The sequence below is a fragment of the Curtobacterium sp. RM9 genome (assembly GCF_054956955.1).
Genome location: NZ_CM143271.1, coordinates 3,320,932 through 3,336,086 on the forward strand (window position 1 = coordinate 3,320,932; position 15,155 = coordinate 3,336,086).

A 15,155-nucleotide genomic window follows, 5' to 3' on the forward strand; every position below is an offset into this window, starting at 1 on the left:
CGCCCGGTGTCCGACCGGCCACGTCAGGATCGGTCGCGCGGCGGACGGCCGGGCCCTGGTGCCGGGGTAGACAGGGACGATGCACGGACCCGACCACGATCAGCCCCCGAGGAACGAGCGGTCGCCCCGCACGTCACGACGCGTGCTGCTCGCGGGAGGCGTGGGCCTCGGCATCGCGGGCGTGCTCGCGGCGTGCTCCCGACCGTCGCCCACACCGTCCGGGTCCCCGACGACGGCGCCGTCCGGCGGTCCGTCCGGAGCTCCGTCGGACGGAGCCACGAGCGTGCCGACGGCGACCCCGACCGCCGGTGGTCCGGACAGCTGGGACGCCCTCGCCGCCGCGGTCTCCGGCCGGTTGCTCCGCTCCGGATCGGCGGGGTGGGACACCGCCCGGCTCGTGGAGAACCCGCGGTACGACGACGCGGACCCGCAGGCGATCCTCCGTGCCACGAGTGCCGCGGACGTGCAAGCCGGGCTCGCCTTCGCCCGGAACACCCGCACTCCCGTGGCACTCCGCGCTGGCGGGCACTCGTACACCGGGTGGTCGGCGGGCGGCGCGAGCGGCACCGACGTCCCGCGGTCCCTGGTGATCAGCACGCAGGACCTCGACGGCATCACCGTGCACGACGACGGCACGGCGACGATCGGCCCCGGAGCACACCTCGCCGACGTCTACGCCGCCCTGGCTCGGGCCGGTCGGGCGATCGGGGCCGGCTCCTGCCCCACCGTCGGCATCGGCGGCCTGACGCTCGGTGGCGGCGTGGGGGTCCTCGTCCGTTCCTTCGGCCTCACCTGCGACCAGCTCACCGGCGTCACCCTCGTCACCCCCGACGGCACCGTCCGCCAGGTCTCCTCGACCACCGGTCCCGACCTCTTCTGGGCCTGCCGCGGTGGCGGCGGCGGGTCCGTCGGGGTCGTCACCTCGATGACCTTCCGGACGCAGCCGGCCCCGGAGGTCCTGCTCTTCCGCATCGTGTTCCCGTGGTCGGCGGCCGCGGCGGTCGTCCGGGCCTGGCAGGACTGGGCACCGACCGCCGACCGGCAGCTCTGGTCGACGTGCAAGCTGCTCGCCGGCTCGCGGCACACCGGCCCGACGGTCACGGTGACCGGGGTCTGGACCGGCGCGAAGACCGGTGCGGACGCGTCCGTGGACGGCTTCGTCCGGGCGACGGGTGCGACGCCCACGAGGCACACCGCGCAGCAGCTCTCGTACGGTGCCGCCATGGCCGCCCTCGCCGGTGCTCCGCAGCGGGTCTCGCAGTCGGCGACGTCGTCGATCGGCGTCCGGAAGCTGTCCGACGCGCAGATCGACGTGCTCGTCCGACGGGCAGCGGCCGCCGGGGACGTCCCGGGCAACCGCGAGGGCGGGGTCGCGCTCGACGCCCTTGGTGGCGCGGTCGCCGACGTCGGACGCACCGACTCGGCCTTCCCCTGGCGTGACGCCCTGATGACCGTGCAGTACACGGCGGTGTACGCCGACGGGACCGACCCGGCACCCTTCGACAGCTACGTGCGGGGCTTCCGCGAGGCCATGCGCCCGGCGTGGGGCGACGGCGCGTACGCGAACTACTGCGACGCCGCGATCACCGATCCCGTCGCCTACTTCGACCGGAACACCTCACGGCTGCACCGCATCGCGGAGCAGGTGGACCCGACGGGCGTCCTGTCCCAGCCGCACTGGGTCTGACCCCGCCCGGGAGGCGCGGCTCACGCCCGCCACGTCGGTCCGGCCGTCCGAGGGTCGCCCTACGATGACCGCATGGACACCGACGACCTCGTCCTGCCCGACGCCGCAGCGTGGCGCGCCTGGCTCGACGCGCACGAGGACGACCCGGACGGGGTGTGGCTCGTCCTCGCGAAGAAGGGCACGACGGAGCCGACGAGCCTGACCTACGACCAGGCCCTCGACGAGGCGCTCTGCTCCGGCTGGATCGACGGGCAGAAGCGCGGACGCGACGCCGCGACGTTCCGCCAGCGGTTCACCCCGCGGCGGAAGGCGTCCCTCTGGTCGCAGCGGAACGTCGGTCTCGTCGCGGGGCTGGTCGCCGCGGGGCGGATGCGACCCCGCGGCCAGGCGGAGATCGACCGGGCGCAGGGCGACGGCCGGTGGGACCGCGCCTACGCCGGTGCCGCGACCGTCGCCGTGCCGGACGATCTGCGGGCAGCGCTCGACGCCGCTCCGACCGCCGCAGCGCTCTTCGCCGACCTCGACGCGACGAACCGGTACGCCGTGCTGCACCGGGTGGTCACGGCGCCGAGCGACCGGGCGCGAGCGGACCGGATCGCGCGGCTCGTCGCCGGGCTCGAGCGCGACGAGACGCCGTACCCGCGCCCCGCCCGTTCCTGACCGACGCCCGGGCCCGGCCGGGGGACGGGTGCTCAGGGCGCAGCCACCCCGGCGGGCGTAGACCGGGGTCATGACCACCGGTACCGACACCACCAACCGTCCCGCCGCTGCCTCCGGCACGTTCCGCATCGGCGGCGACCTCGAGGTCCACCGTCTCGGCTACGGCACCATGCAGCTCACCGGACCCGGCGTCTGGGGTCCGCCGAAGGACCACGACGAGGCCGTCCGCGTCCTCAAGCGCGCGGTCGAGCTCGGCGTCGACTTCTTCGACACCGCCGACTCCTACGGCCCCTACGTCGCCGAGGACCTCCTCAAGGAAGCGCTGCACCCGTACGGCGACGACGTCGTCATCGCGACCAAGGCCGGGCTCACCCGCACCGGTCCGAACGAGTGGCCGCCGGTCGGCCGCCCGGAGTACCTGCGCCAGGAGGCCGAGATGAGCCTCCGCCGCCTCGGCCTCGAGCGCATCGACCTGTTCCAGCTGCACCGCCTCGACCCGAAGGTCCCGCTCGAGGACCAGATCGGCGAGCTCAAGAAGCTGCAGGACGAGGGCAAGATCCGGCACATCGGCCTGTCCGAGGTCTCCGTCGACGACGTGAAGGCCGCGCAGGAGATCGCCACGATCGTCACCGTTCAGAACCTCTACAACCTGCAGAAGCGTGACGCGGAAGAGCTCCTCGACTGGTCCGAGGAGCAGGGGATCGGCTTCATCCCGTGGTTCCCGCTCGCGACCGGCGGCCTGACCGGCGAGGACTCGCCGCTCACCGAGATCGCCCAGCGCAAGGGCGCGACGCCGGCGCAGCTGGCCCTCGCCTGGCTGCTGAAGCGCTCGCCCGTGATGCTGCCCATCCCGGGCACGTCGAGCGTCGACCACCTCGAGGACAACCTCGCGGGTGCGACCGTCGAACTGACGGACGAGGAGTTCGAGGAGCTGTCCGGCCTGGGGAAGTAGACCCGGACACCCCAGGGACGGGAGGCGCGGTGCGGGCTCGCACCGCGCCTCCCGTCCCTCGTGTGATGGATTCGTGACTTGCCCCTCCATACCGCGTATGTGCATACTCGGTATGTCCGAGACGGACACAGGTGGGGGAGGCCGACATGAGCGTACGGATGGGCGTACTCGCGCTGCTGGTGGGAGGACCCGGCTACGGGTACCAGCTCCGGGGGGAGTTCGAGCACCGGACCGGGGGGAGCTGGCCGCTGAACATCGGCCAGGTCTACACGACGCTCGACCGCCTCGAACGCGACGGGCTGGTGGCTCGCGGCGACGCCGACGACGACGGACACGTCGTCTACACGGCGACCGACGCGGGCCACGAGGCCGTCGCACGCTGGTTCTCGGAGCCGGTGCCGGCGAAGCGCGGACGCGACGAGCTCGCGATCAAGTTCGCCCTGGCGGTGACCGTGCCGGGCGTCGACGTGACGCACCTCGTCCAGGTGCAGCGCGCCGCCGCCGTGCGGAACCTGCAGGACCTGACCCGGCTCAAGCGCGCGACCGACCCGGCTGTCGACCTGGCGTGGTCGCTCGTGCTCGAGTCGATGCTGTTCCAGGCCGAGGCCGAGGTGCGCTGGCTCGACCACGTCGAGACGAGCGTCGCACGGTACGTCCCGGTCGCCGCCCCCGCTGCCGGGTCCGCCTCGGGCGCCGCCGAGACTGTCGACACGACCGCGCGGAGTGCCCGGTGACCGCCGCTCCGCTCCTCGAACTCGACGCCGTGAGCGTGCAGTACGGCACGGGTGCCAAGGCCGTGACCGCCCTGGCCGGTGTCGACCTGCGCGTCGCCCGTGGCGAGATGGTCGCCGTGATGGGGACCTCGGGATCGGGCAAGTCGACGCTCCTGGCGTGTGCCGGCACCCTGCTCCCGCCGACCAGCGGCGAGGTCGTGATCGACGGCGCGTTCGTCTCCGACCGTCCCGCGAAGGACCTCTCGGCACTCCGACGACGTCTCGTCGGCTTCGTGTTCCAGGACTTCAACCTCATCCCCTCGCTCACCGCGGTCGAGAACGTCGCGCTCCCGTTGGAACTCGACGGGTGGAAGCCGAGCCGGGCCCGACGCGCCGCCGAGCACGCGCTCGAGGACGTCGAACTCGGACACCGCGCCGATGCCTTCCCCGACGACCTGTCCGGCGGTCAGCAGCAGCGGGTGGCCATCGCCCGCGGTGTCGTCGGCGAGCGTCGACTGGTGCTCGCGGACGAACCGACCGGTGCACTCGACTCGCAGACCGGCGAGGTCGTCCTGCGCATGCTCCGTCGACACGTGGACCAGGGCGCCGGTGCCCTGCTGGTCACACACGACGCGCGGCATGCGGCATGGGCGGACCGCATCGTCTTCCTGCGCGACGGCCGGGTCGTCGACGAGACCGTGTACGCGGGCGTCGAGTCGGCCCTCGCCGACCGGACCGGCTCGTGACCGACGGGCGTCGTCGCCCCCGCGACGGTCGCCGACCCGTGACACGGACCCCGTTCGCGTTCCGCACCGCGCTGCGCACCGGACGCCGACTCGCGTTCGCCAAGGTCGGCCGGGCCGCGCTCGTCGTCGCGCTCATCGGGATCCCCACGGCGGGCTTCGTCGGGGTGTCGGTGCTGTTCCAGTCGACGGAGGCCACCCAGACCGAGTCACTGCACTACGACCTCGGGCGCGCTGCCGCGCAGATGCGTGCTGCCGGTCCGGACGCGGTCGGGCTCCGCCAGGACCCGGTCGAGTGGCAGGCCACCGAGACCGGACCGAACAGCTCCGCCGGCAAGGCCGGGGAGGAGGGCGAGTACCCGGACCCGCTGCGGTTCGTCCCGCGGGGCGCCGTGTCCATCCCGGTGGCGCCGACGCAGGTGGTGCTCGCGGGACGTCACGGACCGGTCGGCCTCGTCGCGACCGAGGGCAGCACCTGGGCCCCGGCCCTGGAGGGGCGCTGGCACGTCGTCGACGGCACCGCCCCGACGGACCGCGACGAGCTGATGCTCGCGCCGGCCACCCTCGAACGCCTCGGCCTGCGGATCGGTGACACGGTCGACATGACCGACCCCGCGACCCGGCGCTTCACGATCACCGGCACGATCCGCGACCTCGGGCTCGACGCGGACCAGCAGGGCGTGTTCGTGCCGTGGGGCACGACGACGACCGACCGGGTGCCGACGCCGTCCTGGCGATCGCCCTCGCCGACCGAACTGACGGTGTACCTGCCGGACGTCGCACCGACGTGGGACCAGATCCGGGCCCTCAACGCGCACGGCATCATCGTGCAGTCCCGACCCGTCGTGCTCGACCCGCCTGACGACCGGCTGCAGAGCGCAGGTGTGTCGGGGAGCGGCGGCTGGTACCTGGCCTACGTCTCGCTCACCGGTGCGTTCGCGATGTTCGAGGTCGTGCTGCTCGCCGGCGCCGCGTTCCTGGTCGGCACCCGCGCAGACGCACGTTCGTACGCGATCCTGGCGAGCGTCGGCGGCGGACCGCGGTTCGTCCGCACCGTCGTCGTCGGGTCCGGGCTCGTGCTCGGCCTCTGCGGCGCCGTCCTCGGTGCGCTGCTCGGCACCGGTGTCGGCGTCGTCGCGTTCCACCTGCTGGACGACGGCGTCGTGACGCGCTTCCCCGGCTTGCACGTCCCCGCCCTGAAGATCCTGTCCATCGCCGCCGCCGCGGTCCTGGCCGGAGTGGTGGCCTCGCTCGCGGCGGCCCGTGCCGCGACGAAGGTGAACGCCCTCGCGGCACTCCGTGGCTCGACCCGGCCCGCGACGGTCACCCTCACCGCCCGGAAGCGCCGGCGCGTCTGGGGCCCGGCGCTCGTCGTGCTCGGCGCCGTGATGACCCTCGCGTGCGGCATGGGCGTCCTCGTGCTCAACGACCGTCCGGTGCAGCAGGACCGGCTCGCCTTCGTGGTCGGGGCCGGCGTCGCGATCGGACCGTGCCTCGTGCAGCTCGGTGTCGCGATCTGTTCCCCGTGGGTGCTCGCCCTGGTCGCCCGCGTGGCCGGACGCTTCGGCCCCGCCGCCCGGATGGCCGCGCGCGACGCCCGGCGCAACCCGGTCCGGACCGTGCCGGTGCTCGCCAGCGTGATGAGCGTCGTGTTCGTGGCTTCGGTCCTGCTCACCTACAGCGCCTCGGCGAGTGCGGGGACCGTGCGGGACTGGCAGTACCGGACCGCGATCGGTGTCGCGACCACCGACGTCACGCTGATGGACGACGAGGGCGCCAGCTCCGGGTACGACGCGGAGGTCACGGCGCACGCCGCCACCGTCGTGAGCCGCGTCCTCGACACCCCCTTCCGGGTGCTCGGCGTCGTGAACGAGATGCCCGGTACCGAACCGACCGACGTCACCTCCCCGCACGACTTCGTGCGGCGCGACTGCCCGGCGAACAACACGACGACGTGCAACCCGTACCTGCAGTCGCAGTCGACGGACATGCCGCACATCTGGACCGGCACCATCGACGACTACGCCGTCCTGACGGGCAAGCAGCCGTCCCGTACGGTCCGCGACGCCCTCGCCGACGGCCGGGCCGTCTCGCTCTGGCCCGAGTACGTCCACGACGGCGCGGTGCAGCTCGACACCTACCGTGATCGGACGATCGACGGCCCTGGTGTGACTCCCGACACCCGGCCCGACGCCGTCACCACCGTGCCCGCCGTGCTCGACGTGCAGACACCGCGGATCCAGGTCGGCGTCTTCATGACGCGCGAGACCGCCGCACGGTACGGCGTCCCCGCGGTGGACGGCATGCTGATGGCGAAGACGGCGGCGGACCTCGGACCCGAGCAGTGGGACGCGCTCGCGTCCGCGTGGCAGGCCTCCGGCGGCGCCGACCGCGACCGGTGGAGCGGCCCGTCGGTGCTGCGCGAAGACGGCCCGCAGGCGACCGACACCGCGGTGCAGGTCGTCGCGCTCGGGCTCACCGCCGCGGTGACGATCGGTGCGACCGCCGTGGCGATCGGTCTCGGCCGAGTCGACGGCCGCCGGGACGACGAGGTCCTCGCGGCCATCGGTGCGGCGCCCGGACTGCGGCGGCGCATCTCGACCTGGCAGGCCGCGATCCTCACCCTCGTCGGGGCGGTGGTCGGCACGCTGCTCGGGCTGCTGCCGATCCGAGCGCTGACCCTGCGCTTCACGGCGACCCCCGCCGGGGTGCAACACCTGCCGTTCGCTCCGGACTGGCCGGTGCTGGCGGTCCTCGCGGTGGGGCTGCCCCTGGTCGTCACGGTCGCCACCTGGGCCACCTCGGGTCGGATGCGGCGACTGCCGGTCCGTCGGGCGCACTGACCGTGCCCGCGCCGATCGCTGGGAACGACCGCGAGGACCCACAGCCTCCGGCCCCGTTCCCCAGGTCTGGGGACTGGTGCCGCACGCCGATCCAGGCCACCCTCGGAGTCGTGTCCCGCACCCGTCGGCTCGCACTGATCGCGAGCATCGTCACCGCCACGTGCCTCGTCGCGGTCGGCTCGTTCGTCGCCGTCTCCGCCCGCACGGCCTCGGCCGACGACACGGACACGGTCGCGATCAGCGCGCCGCAGGCAGCGACCCGCGCCGACGACCGGACCCGACTGTGGCCGCCGGTGCGCGACCAGGTGGTCTCCGGGGCGCTCGGCACCGACCCGCTCCCGGGCGCCGTGACCTTCGCGTACGCCGGCGACTCGATCACCGCCCGACCCGACTCGTGGTTGCACGTCGTCGAGTCCGACGACCGCCTGCACGCCGTCGGCGGCTACGCCCACAGTGGCTACCGGGCGGACCAGGTGCTCCGCGAGATCGGCCCCGTGCCCGACGCCGACGTCCTCGTCGTCGAGCTCGGCACGAACGACGTGAACCAGGCCGTACCGCTCACCACGACCCTGCGTGACGTCGACGCCGTCGTCGCGAAGGTCGACGCACGCCACGTCCTCGTCGTCGCCGGACCCCCGGCGAACTGGACGACGAGCCGCTACGGCGCCGACCGGCGGACCGGCCAGCTCGTGCTCAGCGGCGCACTCCGCGAACAAGCGGACGAGAACGGCTGGTCGTACGTCGACCCGTTCACCGCGCTCCGCGCGCCGGACGGCGGGTGGAAGCCGGGCACGACCCCGGACGGCATCCACGGCACGGCGGCGTCGAACGTCGTGATCGCTCGGGCGCTGGCCAGCGCGATCGAGTCCGCCGCGCGCTGACCGCAGCGGACGGCCTCGCGACCGGCCCGCTACTCCGGCAGGGGCTCGGCGTAGGTGCGGAACTCGCCGCGCTCGGTGTGCAGGGCCCACAGCCGGTCGGCGATCGACGCGGCGGAGTGCTCGTCTTGCCCGTCGTCGATGCCGAAGGGGATGATGAGCTGCGCGACGTGCACGTGCTCGTCCTGAACGGCGTCGTGCAGCAGCTGGGCGTAGGCGCTCTCGCCCGCGAACGCCACCGAGGTGCCGGTCACCCGGGCGCCGGGACGGACGGCGCTGCCGCCGTTCACGAACAGGATCGTGCCGGTGCCGAGGGCGCGCATCCCGGGGAGGACCTGGCGGACGGCGTTCACCGAGCCGTAGACCGAGAACTCGATCGGACCGACGAGGTCCTCGGCCGTGGTCTCGAGCACCGGGCGCATGTACTCCTTCGCCGGCAGCGGGCTGTACTGCAGCACCTCGATCGGCCCGAGCTGCTCGGTCGCCCGCTCGAGCGCAGCGCGCAGGGAGTCGCCGTCGCGGACGTTCGCCGCGAAGCCGGCGGCCGTGATGCCCTGTTCGCGGAGGGACGCGGCGAGGCTGTCGAGCCGGTCCTGGTTGCGGGAGACGAGTGCGACGGCGAAGCCCTCGCGGCCGAAGCGCTCCGCGACGGCGGCGCCGAGGCCCTTGCCCGCTCCGATGACGGCGATGGTGGTCATGTGCGGTCCTCCTGTGGGGTGGTGGTTGCCCGGCCCACTGAACCAGGCCGTGGTCCTGCCGGTGTCAGTGGGCGGCGTACTCCTCGTCGGTGACGTGCTCGAGCCAGGTCGTCGTGGTGGCGGGGTCGTCGGCCAGGTCGAGCATGGCGAGGTGCTCCATGTACGACGTCGGAGCGGCGCCGTGCCAGTGCTCCTCGCCGGCGGGCGTGGAGACGGTCTGTCCCGCCCGGACCTCGATCACGCCTCCGTCCCGCGTGCCCATGCGCGCGATCCCCTCGGTCACGTGGAGGGTCTGCCCCTTCGCGTGTGCGTGCCAGGCCGTCCGGGCACCGGGCAGGAACCGCACCTTCACGACGGTCATCGTCTGTCCGTCCTCCTTCGGCGCGGCGATCGCGTCGAGCCAGACGTCGCCGGCGAACTGCTCGGCGGGGTTCTTCACGGTGGGCTGCTCGGGTTCGATGTGCATGGTCCCGACGGTAGGTCGGTCCCGCCGGTGCAGAGGGGGGACACCGGAACCCCCCAGGCGTTTCCCGACCGCGACGTGTGGGATCGACGGACGAACCGGGAGGATCACCGTGGACACCACCCCGCTCACCCGCCGCCGAGCCCGTCGGACCTGGACCGCCGCCGGACTCGCCGCCGTGGCCGCCCTCCTGCTCACCGCCTGCACCGACGCCGGTCAGGACGACGGGGACCGGACGGCCGGCAGGGCGGCGACCGCGACGCCGCCCACCGCGCGGGCCGGTCAGGTGGTGCTCGACGGCACCACGAGCGACGTGGTCACCGGCCTGGAGGCACCGTGGTCGGTGGTCCGCACCGGGACGGACGGCGACGCCCTGGTCAGCGAACGGGACTCCGCGCGCATCCTCGAGCTCGCCGACGACGGTTCGACCCGCGTGGTCGGGACCGTGCCGGGCGTGCGGCACGGTGGCGAGGGCGGCCTGCTCGGCCTGGCGCTGCACGACGACGCCCTGTTCGTCTACTCGACCGCGGACGACGGCAACCGCGTCCAGCGCTTCCCCCTCGACGGCACAGCGGGGTCGTGGTCGCTGGGGGAGCCGACGACCGTCGTCGCCGGACTGCCGGCGAACAGCTTCCACAACGGCGGGCGCATCGCCTTCGGCCCGGACGGGATGCTCTACGTGAGCGTCGGCGACGCGGGGCGGCGGTCGGAGGCACAGGACCGCGACTCCCTGGCCGGCAAGATCCTGCGCTGGACCGCCGACGGCGACGTCCCGGACGACAACCCGTTCGCCGGCTCCCCGGTGTGGAGCCTCGGGCACCGGAACGTGCAGGGCATGGCGTGGACGGACGACGGCACGATGTTCGCCGCCGAGTTCGGCGAGGACACCTGGGACGAGCTCAACGTCGTCGAGCCCGGCGCGAACCACGGCTGGCCCGAGGTCGAGGGCACGGGCGGCGAGGACCGTGGCTTCGTCGACCCCGTCCAGCAGTGGCCGACCGACGAGGCGTCCCCGAGCGGCATCACCGCGGTCGGTGACACCGTGTTCGTCGCGAACCTGCGGGGCGAGGTCGTGCGTGCCGTCCCCGTAGCCGACCCGAGCACCGCGACGGAGTACTTCGCGGGCGACTTCGGCCGCATCCGGACCGTGCTCGAGGGCCCGGACGACACCCTCTGGTTCGTCACGAACAACACCGACGGGCGCGGGTCTCCGGGGCCCGACGACGACCGCATCGTCTCGGTCCCCCTCCGCCGCGGCTGACCGGCCGGTCGCGGACAGGGGTTCCGACAGCACCTCGTTGCGCACACCGCGCCGGTCGTACCGTGGGCGCATGGACCACCGCGACGAAGCGCGCGACTTCCTCTCCGGTCGTCGAGCGCGCATCACCCCCGAGCAGGCCGGGGTGCAGACCTTCGGCACGCGCCGCCGGGTCACCGGACTCCGGCGGGAGGAGGTCGCCCGGCTCGCCGGCGTGAGCATCGACTACTACACCCGGCTCGAACGCGGGAACCTGCAGGGCGTCTCGGACAGCGTGCTCGACGCCGTCGCGGGCGCGCTGCGGCTGGACCCGGCCGAGCACGAGCACCTGCGCGACCTCGCCCGACACCAGAACGAGACGCCCCGACGCGCCGGTCGGGCGACCCCCGTGGCAGCCGTCCGGCCCGAGCTGCAGTACCTGCTCGACGCCGTGACCGAGACCCCGGCGACGATCATCAACAACCGGCAGGACATCGTCGCCGCGAACGACCTGGGGTTCGCCCTGCACGAGGCGATCGTGTCGTCGAACGCCCGACCGCTGAACCACTCGCGCTTCATCTTCCTCGACCCGCAGGCGCACACCTTCTACCTCGACTGGCAGCGGGCAGCACACACGAACGTGGCGATCCTCCGCCGTGAGGCCGGCCGGACCCCGCACGATCCGCAGCTCGCGGCGCTCATCGGCGAGCTGTCGATGCGGAGCGACGACTTCCGGGAGCTCTGGGCATCGCACGACGTCCGTCGGCACTACGCGGGGGTCAAGGCGTTCCGCCATGCCGTCGTCGGACCGCTGGAGCTGCACTTCCAGACGCTCGAGCTCAATGAGGACCCGGGGCTGTCGTTCACGGTCTACCCGGCGACCCCGGGCAGCCCGTCGGCGGACGCCCTGCGCATGCTGGCGTCCTGGGCGGCGACGGAGCGCATCGGCGAACGGGCGAGGCAGCCCGCGTGAGCGACACCGAGTCGATCGCGACGACGACACCCGCAGGCCGGCAGGGGCTCCTCGACCGCCTGCGTTTCCGGTGGGAGGCCGAGCGGGACCTGCACGACCTGACGACCGACCGGCAGCACGAGGAGCGGGTGCTCGCGGAGGCGACCGTCCGGCTCGCCCCCGGTGCGTGGCAGATCGCGCTCCTGTTCCGGCGGCAGCCGTGAGCGACGGCGGCAGCGAGGGCACGGCGGCACCCGGCGCTGGCCGCGGCATGACCCGTGGCCGCACGCTCCTCTTCGCGGTCGCCGGAGGAGCCGCGGTCGGCAACCTCTACTGGTCACAGCCGCTCCTCGACGACATCGCCGCCTCGCTCGGGACCTCCTCCGCGGTCGCGGGCCTGCTCGTCACCCTGACCCAGGTCGGCTACGCGCTCGGGATCCTGCTCGTGGTCCCCCTCGGCGACGTCCTCGACCGCCGTCGGCTCGTCCCCGCGGTGCTGGTCGGGTCGGCCGTCATGCTGCTCGGCGCGGCCCTGGCCCCGACGTTCCCGGCGCTGCTCGTCGCCCTCGCGCTCGTCGGCCTGACCACCGTCGCCGGGCAGCTGCTCATCCCGCTCGCCGGTGACCTCGCCGACCCGGCCTCCCGCGGCCGGGTGGTCGGGACGATCGCCTCGGGCGTGCTCACCGGCATCCTGGTGTCCCGCACGGTGAGCGGGCTGGTGGCCGACGCCTTCGGCTGGCGGGCGATCTACGTCGTCGCCGCGGTCGCCGCCCTCGTGTTCGCCGTCCTGCTCCGGCGGTCGATCCCGCAGTTCGACCGCCGCGACCACGTGCCGTACCCGCAGCTCATCTCCTCGGTGTTCCGCGCCGTCGCCGCACACCGGTCGGTCCGCGTGACCCTGGTCGTCAGCGCGTCGGTCTTCGCGGTCTTCACGATGTTCTGGACGTCCCTGACGTTCCTGCTCAGCGCCGAGCCGTACGGCTGGTCGACGTCCGCGATCGGCCTCGTCGGGCTCGCCGGACTGGCCGGGGCGGTCGCCGCGCAGCGCGTCGGACGGCTGCACGACCGCGGGCTCTCCGTCCCGGTCACCGGAGCGGCGCTCGCGATCGTGCTCGTCTCACTGGTCGTCGCCGGTCTCGGCGCACACTCGATCGTGGTCGTGCTGGTCGCCGTGGTGCTGCTCGACGTGGGGGTGCAGGCCGCGAACGTGCTCAACCAGACGCGGCTCTTCGCGATCGACCCGGCGGCACGGAGCCGACTCAACACCGCGTTCGTGACGGGGAACTTCGTGGGCGGGGCGATCGGGTCGGCGGTGGCCTCGGTGCTCTGGGACGCCGGCGGCTGGACCGCGGTGACGGTCGGGGGCGCGGTGCTCGTCGGCTTCGCCCTGACGGTCTGGGCCGTGCACCGCCGCCGCGGCCTCGTCGTCACCCCCGTCGAGCGCTAGATCGCGAGTTCGACGTCACGACCGTTCACCGTCACGACGATCCGTGGGTTCTCGGCTCCTGTCGCGGTGATGTAACTGCGGAGCGTCGACAGCAGCATGTCCTCGCGCCGCTCCATCTGCGACACCGCGCCCTGGCTGATGCCGAGCTCCTGAGCGAGCTCAGCCTGTGTGCGTTTCCCTGCCTCGCGGACCATCGCAAGGCTCATCGCGTGGACGCGGTCCAGTTCGTCGGCCTCGCGCTCGAGGTCACCGACCGCGTCCGCCATACCGGGTCGGCCGAGGAGCCGATCGAGTCGCTCGTCACCGCGCTCGAAGTCGTTCGCACTCATGTCGTCTCCGTCTCACTCGTCCATCGCTCGATCAGCTGATCCGCACGGACCCCGACCGAGTCGTAGAACACGTCACCCATCGAGGCCTTGTCCCCCGAGAACAACGCGACCACCACCCTGCGCCCGCCCGGCGGGAACCAGCAGATCAGCCGCAACGCGATCCCGGGTCGGTACGGATGCGACACCCTCCACACCGGGTACCGACCTGACTGCCGAACCCGCTTGAGCATCGCGGTGTCCTGCTCCGGCGGCGCTTCGAGTGTGCGGAGGCGCTTCAGCATGAAGGTCAGCAGCTCCAGCCGTTGCCGTCCACGTGGGGACCCGTCCGCTTCGAAGCGGTCGAGTTGGTCGCCGAACTCCCGTGGCCAATCGATCTCCATCCCGGCACGATGAGTTGCGACTGATATTAGCCGCAACTGATGCCAGCCGCAAGGAGAATCGACTCACGACACGAACGCCACGTCCACCCGCCCCTGCTCCACGAGCCACCCCACCGCGTCCCGCACCGTCGCCTCCGCCGTCCACGCCGGCTCGTACCCCAGCGCCGCACGCGCCTCCTCGACGCTGAAGACCTGGCTCCGCGACAGGTGCTCCCAGCTCGCGTCGGCGTGCTCGGGAGCCGTGGTCTGGCGGAACCGGTCCCACGAGACGGACTCGAGCCGCGCCTCCAGACCGGACCATGACGCGACCAGCTGGGCGTACCCGCGCACCGTGAGCGCCGTCGGAGCCGTGACGAAGAACGAGCGACCGGCGGCCGCGGAGCGGCGCTCGACGGCGAGCTGGAACGCCTGTGCCACGTCGTCGGCGTGCACGTGCGCCATCGTCTCGGCACCGAGTCCGGGCACCTCGACGACCTCGCCGCGGGCCAGCCGTTCGAGGACGGTGGTGTCGAGGTTGCCGAGCGGGCCGATCGGCACCCACCCCGGACCGCTGATGTGGCCGGGGTGGAGGGACGTCGTCACGACACCCCCTCGGGCGGTCTCCTCCATCAGGAACCGCGCGATGGCGTCCTTCTGCGTGCCGTACTCGCCGAACGGCGGCGTGGCGTTCGCCTCGGTGATCGGCAGGACGTGCGAGACGCCGGCACGCCAGATCGACCCGCAGTGCACGAGGTGGGTGTCGGTCCCGCGGAGGGCCTCCACGAGCGACCGGGCCGACTCGAGCGTGAAGCAGACGAGGTCGACGACGGCGTCGGCCCGCAGGTCGGCGATGCGACGTCCGAAGGTGCCGTCGCGGTCCTCCTGCTCGCGGTCGGCGACGATGCGCTCGACCTGCTGCCACTCCGGAGCGTCGACGTAGGGGGTGCTGGTCCCGCGGGTCACGACGGTGACGTCGAGGCCCGCTCGGACGAGGCGCGGGACGAGGAAGGTGCCGATGTGGCCGGTGGCTCCGATGACGACGATGTGCATGGGCGCCACGCTAGGCCGCGGACCCTCCGAACAGGAGGCGCGCCGCCGTTCCGCCACGCGCCTCCCGTCCGACGGATCACACGCTGGTCATGCCGCGCGGTCCACCCGGACGATCGCTCCGGTCGCGGAGGACCGGTTGCCCGG

16 protein-coding genes are annotated in these 15,155 nt (G+C 73.2%); 11 read left to right on the forward strand and 5 right to left on the reverse strand.

What is annotated here, in order from left to right; all coding sequences use genetic code 11:
- Positions 1-79 precede the first annotated feature (79 nt).
- From ACY3FI_RS15830 to ACY3FI_RS15860, 7 genes are all read left to right on the forward strand, one after another.
- Positions 80-1,687: an FAD-binding protein gene (locus ACY3FI_RS15830; RefSeq protein ID WP_462548563.1), complete on the forward strand. Its 1,608-nt coding sequence runs from the start codon at positions 80-82 to the stop codon at positions 1,685-1,687.
- A gap of 72 nt (positions 1,688-1,759) precedes the next feature.
- Entirely contained in the window at positions 1,760-2,347 is a 588-nt protein-coding gene (locus tag ACY3FI_RS15835) for a YdeI/OmpD-associated family protein (protein ID WP_462548564.1), read from the forward strand.
- 70 nt (positions 2,348-2,417) lie between these two features.
- The gene (locus ACY3FI_RS15840; RefSeq protein ID WP_462548565.1) at positions 2,418-3,299 is read left to right on the forward strand and encodes an aldo/keto reductase; all 882 of its coding nucleotides are present in this window, start codon (positions 2,418-2,420) and stop codon (positions 3,297-3,299) included.
- Between the two features lie 146 nt (positions 3,300-3,445).
- Positions 3,446-4,033 (forward strand): PadR family transcriptional regulator, encoded by a 588-nt coding sequence (locus ACY3FI_RS15845; RefSeq protein ID WP_462548566.1) that lies wholly within the window; start codon positions 3,446-3,448, stop codon positions 4,031-4,033.
- The gene (locus ACY3FI_RS15850) at positions 4,030-4,758 is read left to right on the forward strand and encodes an ABC transporter ATP-binding protein (protein WP_462548567.1); all 729 of its coding nucleotides are present in this window, start codon (positions 4,030-4,032) and stop codon (positions 4,756-4,758) included. Before ACY3FI_RS15845 ends, ACY3FI_RS15850 begins: the two co-directional genes overlap by 4 nt.
- A gap of 38 nt (positions 4,759-4,796) precedes the next feature.
- Entirely contained in the window at positions 4,797-7,598 is a 2,802-nt protein-coding gene (locus ACY3FI_RS15855) for an FtsX-like permease family protein (RefSeq protein WP_462548568.1), read from the forward strand.
- Positions 7,599-7,708: 110 nt separating this feature from the next.
- Positions 7,709-8,479 (forward strand): SGNH/GDSL hydrolase family protein, encoded by a 771-nt coding sequence (locus tag ACY3FI_RS15860; protein ID WP_462548569.1) that lies wholly within the window; start codon positions 7,709-7,711, stop codon positions 8,477-8,479.
- A 29-nt stretch (positions 8,480-8,508) separates the two neighbouring features.
- On the opposite strand, the gene ACY3FI_RS15865 is transcribed toward ACY3FI_RS15860, so the two are convergent.
- Positions 8,509-9,174: an SDR family NAD(P)-dependent oxidoreductase gene (locus ACY3FI_RS15865; RefSeq protein WP_462548570.1), complete on the reverse strand. Its 666-nt coding sequence runs from the start codon at positions 9,172-9,174 to the stop codon at positions 8,509-8,511.
- 64 nt (positions 9,175-9,238) lie between these two features.
- Positions 9,239-9,640, reverse strand: coding sequence for a (R)-mandelonitrile lyase (locus tag ACY3FI_RS15870; protein ID WP_462548571.1), 402 nt, complete (start codon positions 9,638-9,640; stop codon positions 9,239-9,241).
- Positions 9,641-9,749: 109 nt separating this feature from the next.
- Between ACY3FI_RS15870 and ACY3FI_RS15875 the strand changes: the two genes are divergently transcribed.
- The 4 genes from ACY3FI_RS15875 (at position 9,750) to ACY3FI_RS15890 (ending at position 13,273) form a co-directional block, all read left to right on the forward strand.
- Positions 9,750-10,898, forward strand: a complete 1,149-nt coding sequence (locus ACY3FI_RS15875; protein WP_462548572.1) for a PQQ-dependent sugar dehydrogenase — start codon at positions 9,750-9,752, stop codon at positions 10,896-10,898.
- 70 nt (positions 10,899-10,968) lie between these two features.
- Positions 10,969-11,847: a helix-turn-helix transcriptional regulator gene (locus ACY3FI_RS15880; RefSeq protein ID WP_462548573.1), complete on the forward strand. Its 879-nt coding sequence runs from the start codon at positions 10,969-10,971 to the stop codon at positions 11,845-11,847.
- A complete protein-coding gene (locus tag ACY3FI_RS15885) occupies positions 11,844-12,050 on the forward strand; it encodes a hypothetical protein (RefSeq protein WP_462548574.1) in 207 nt (68 codons plus the stop codon). Before ACY3FI_RS15880 ends, ACY3FI_RS15885 begins: the two co-directional genes overlap by 4 nt.
- Positions 12,047-13,273 (forward strand): MFS transporter, encoded by a 1,227-nt coding sequence (locus ACY3FI_RS15890; protein ID WP_462548575.1) that lies wholly within the window; start codon positions 12,047-12,049, stop codon positions 13,271-13,273. Before ACY3FI_RS15885 ends, ACY3FI_RS15890 begins: the two co-directional genes overlap by 4 nt.
- On the opposite strand, the gene ACY3FI_RS15895 is transcribed toward ACY3FI_RS15890, so the two are convergent.
- The 3 genes from ACY3FI_RS15895 to ACY3FI_RS15905 form a co-directional block, all read right to left on the reverse strand.
- Positions 13,270-13,602 carry a helix-turn-helix domain-containing protein gene (locus tag ACY3FI_RS15895; RefSeq protein WP_462548576.1) on the reverse strand — a complete coding sequence of 111 codons (333 nt, stop codon included), beginning with the start codon at positions 13,600-13,602 and terminating at the stop codon, positions 13,270-13,272. The genes ACY3FI_RS15890 and ACY3FI_RS15895 overlap by 4 nt on opposite strands.
- Entirely contained in the window at positions 13,599-13,982 is a 384-nt protein-coding gene (locus tag ACY3FI_RS15900; protein ID WP_462548577.1) for a hypothetical protein, read from the reverse strand. Before ACY3FI_RS15900 ends, ACY3FI_RS15895 begins: the two co-directional genes overlap by 4 nt.
- A gap of 63 nt (positions 13,983-14,045) precedes the next feature.
- Positions 14,046-15,011, reverse strand: coding sequence for an NAD-dependent epimerase/dehydratase family protein (locus ACY3FI_RS15905; protein ID WP_462548578.1), 966 nt, complete (start codon positions 15,009-15,011; stop codon positions 14,046-14,048).
- Positions 15,012-15,155 lie beyond the last annotated feature (144 nt).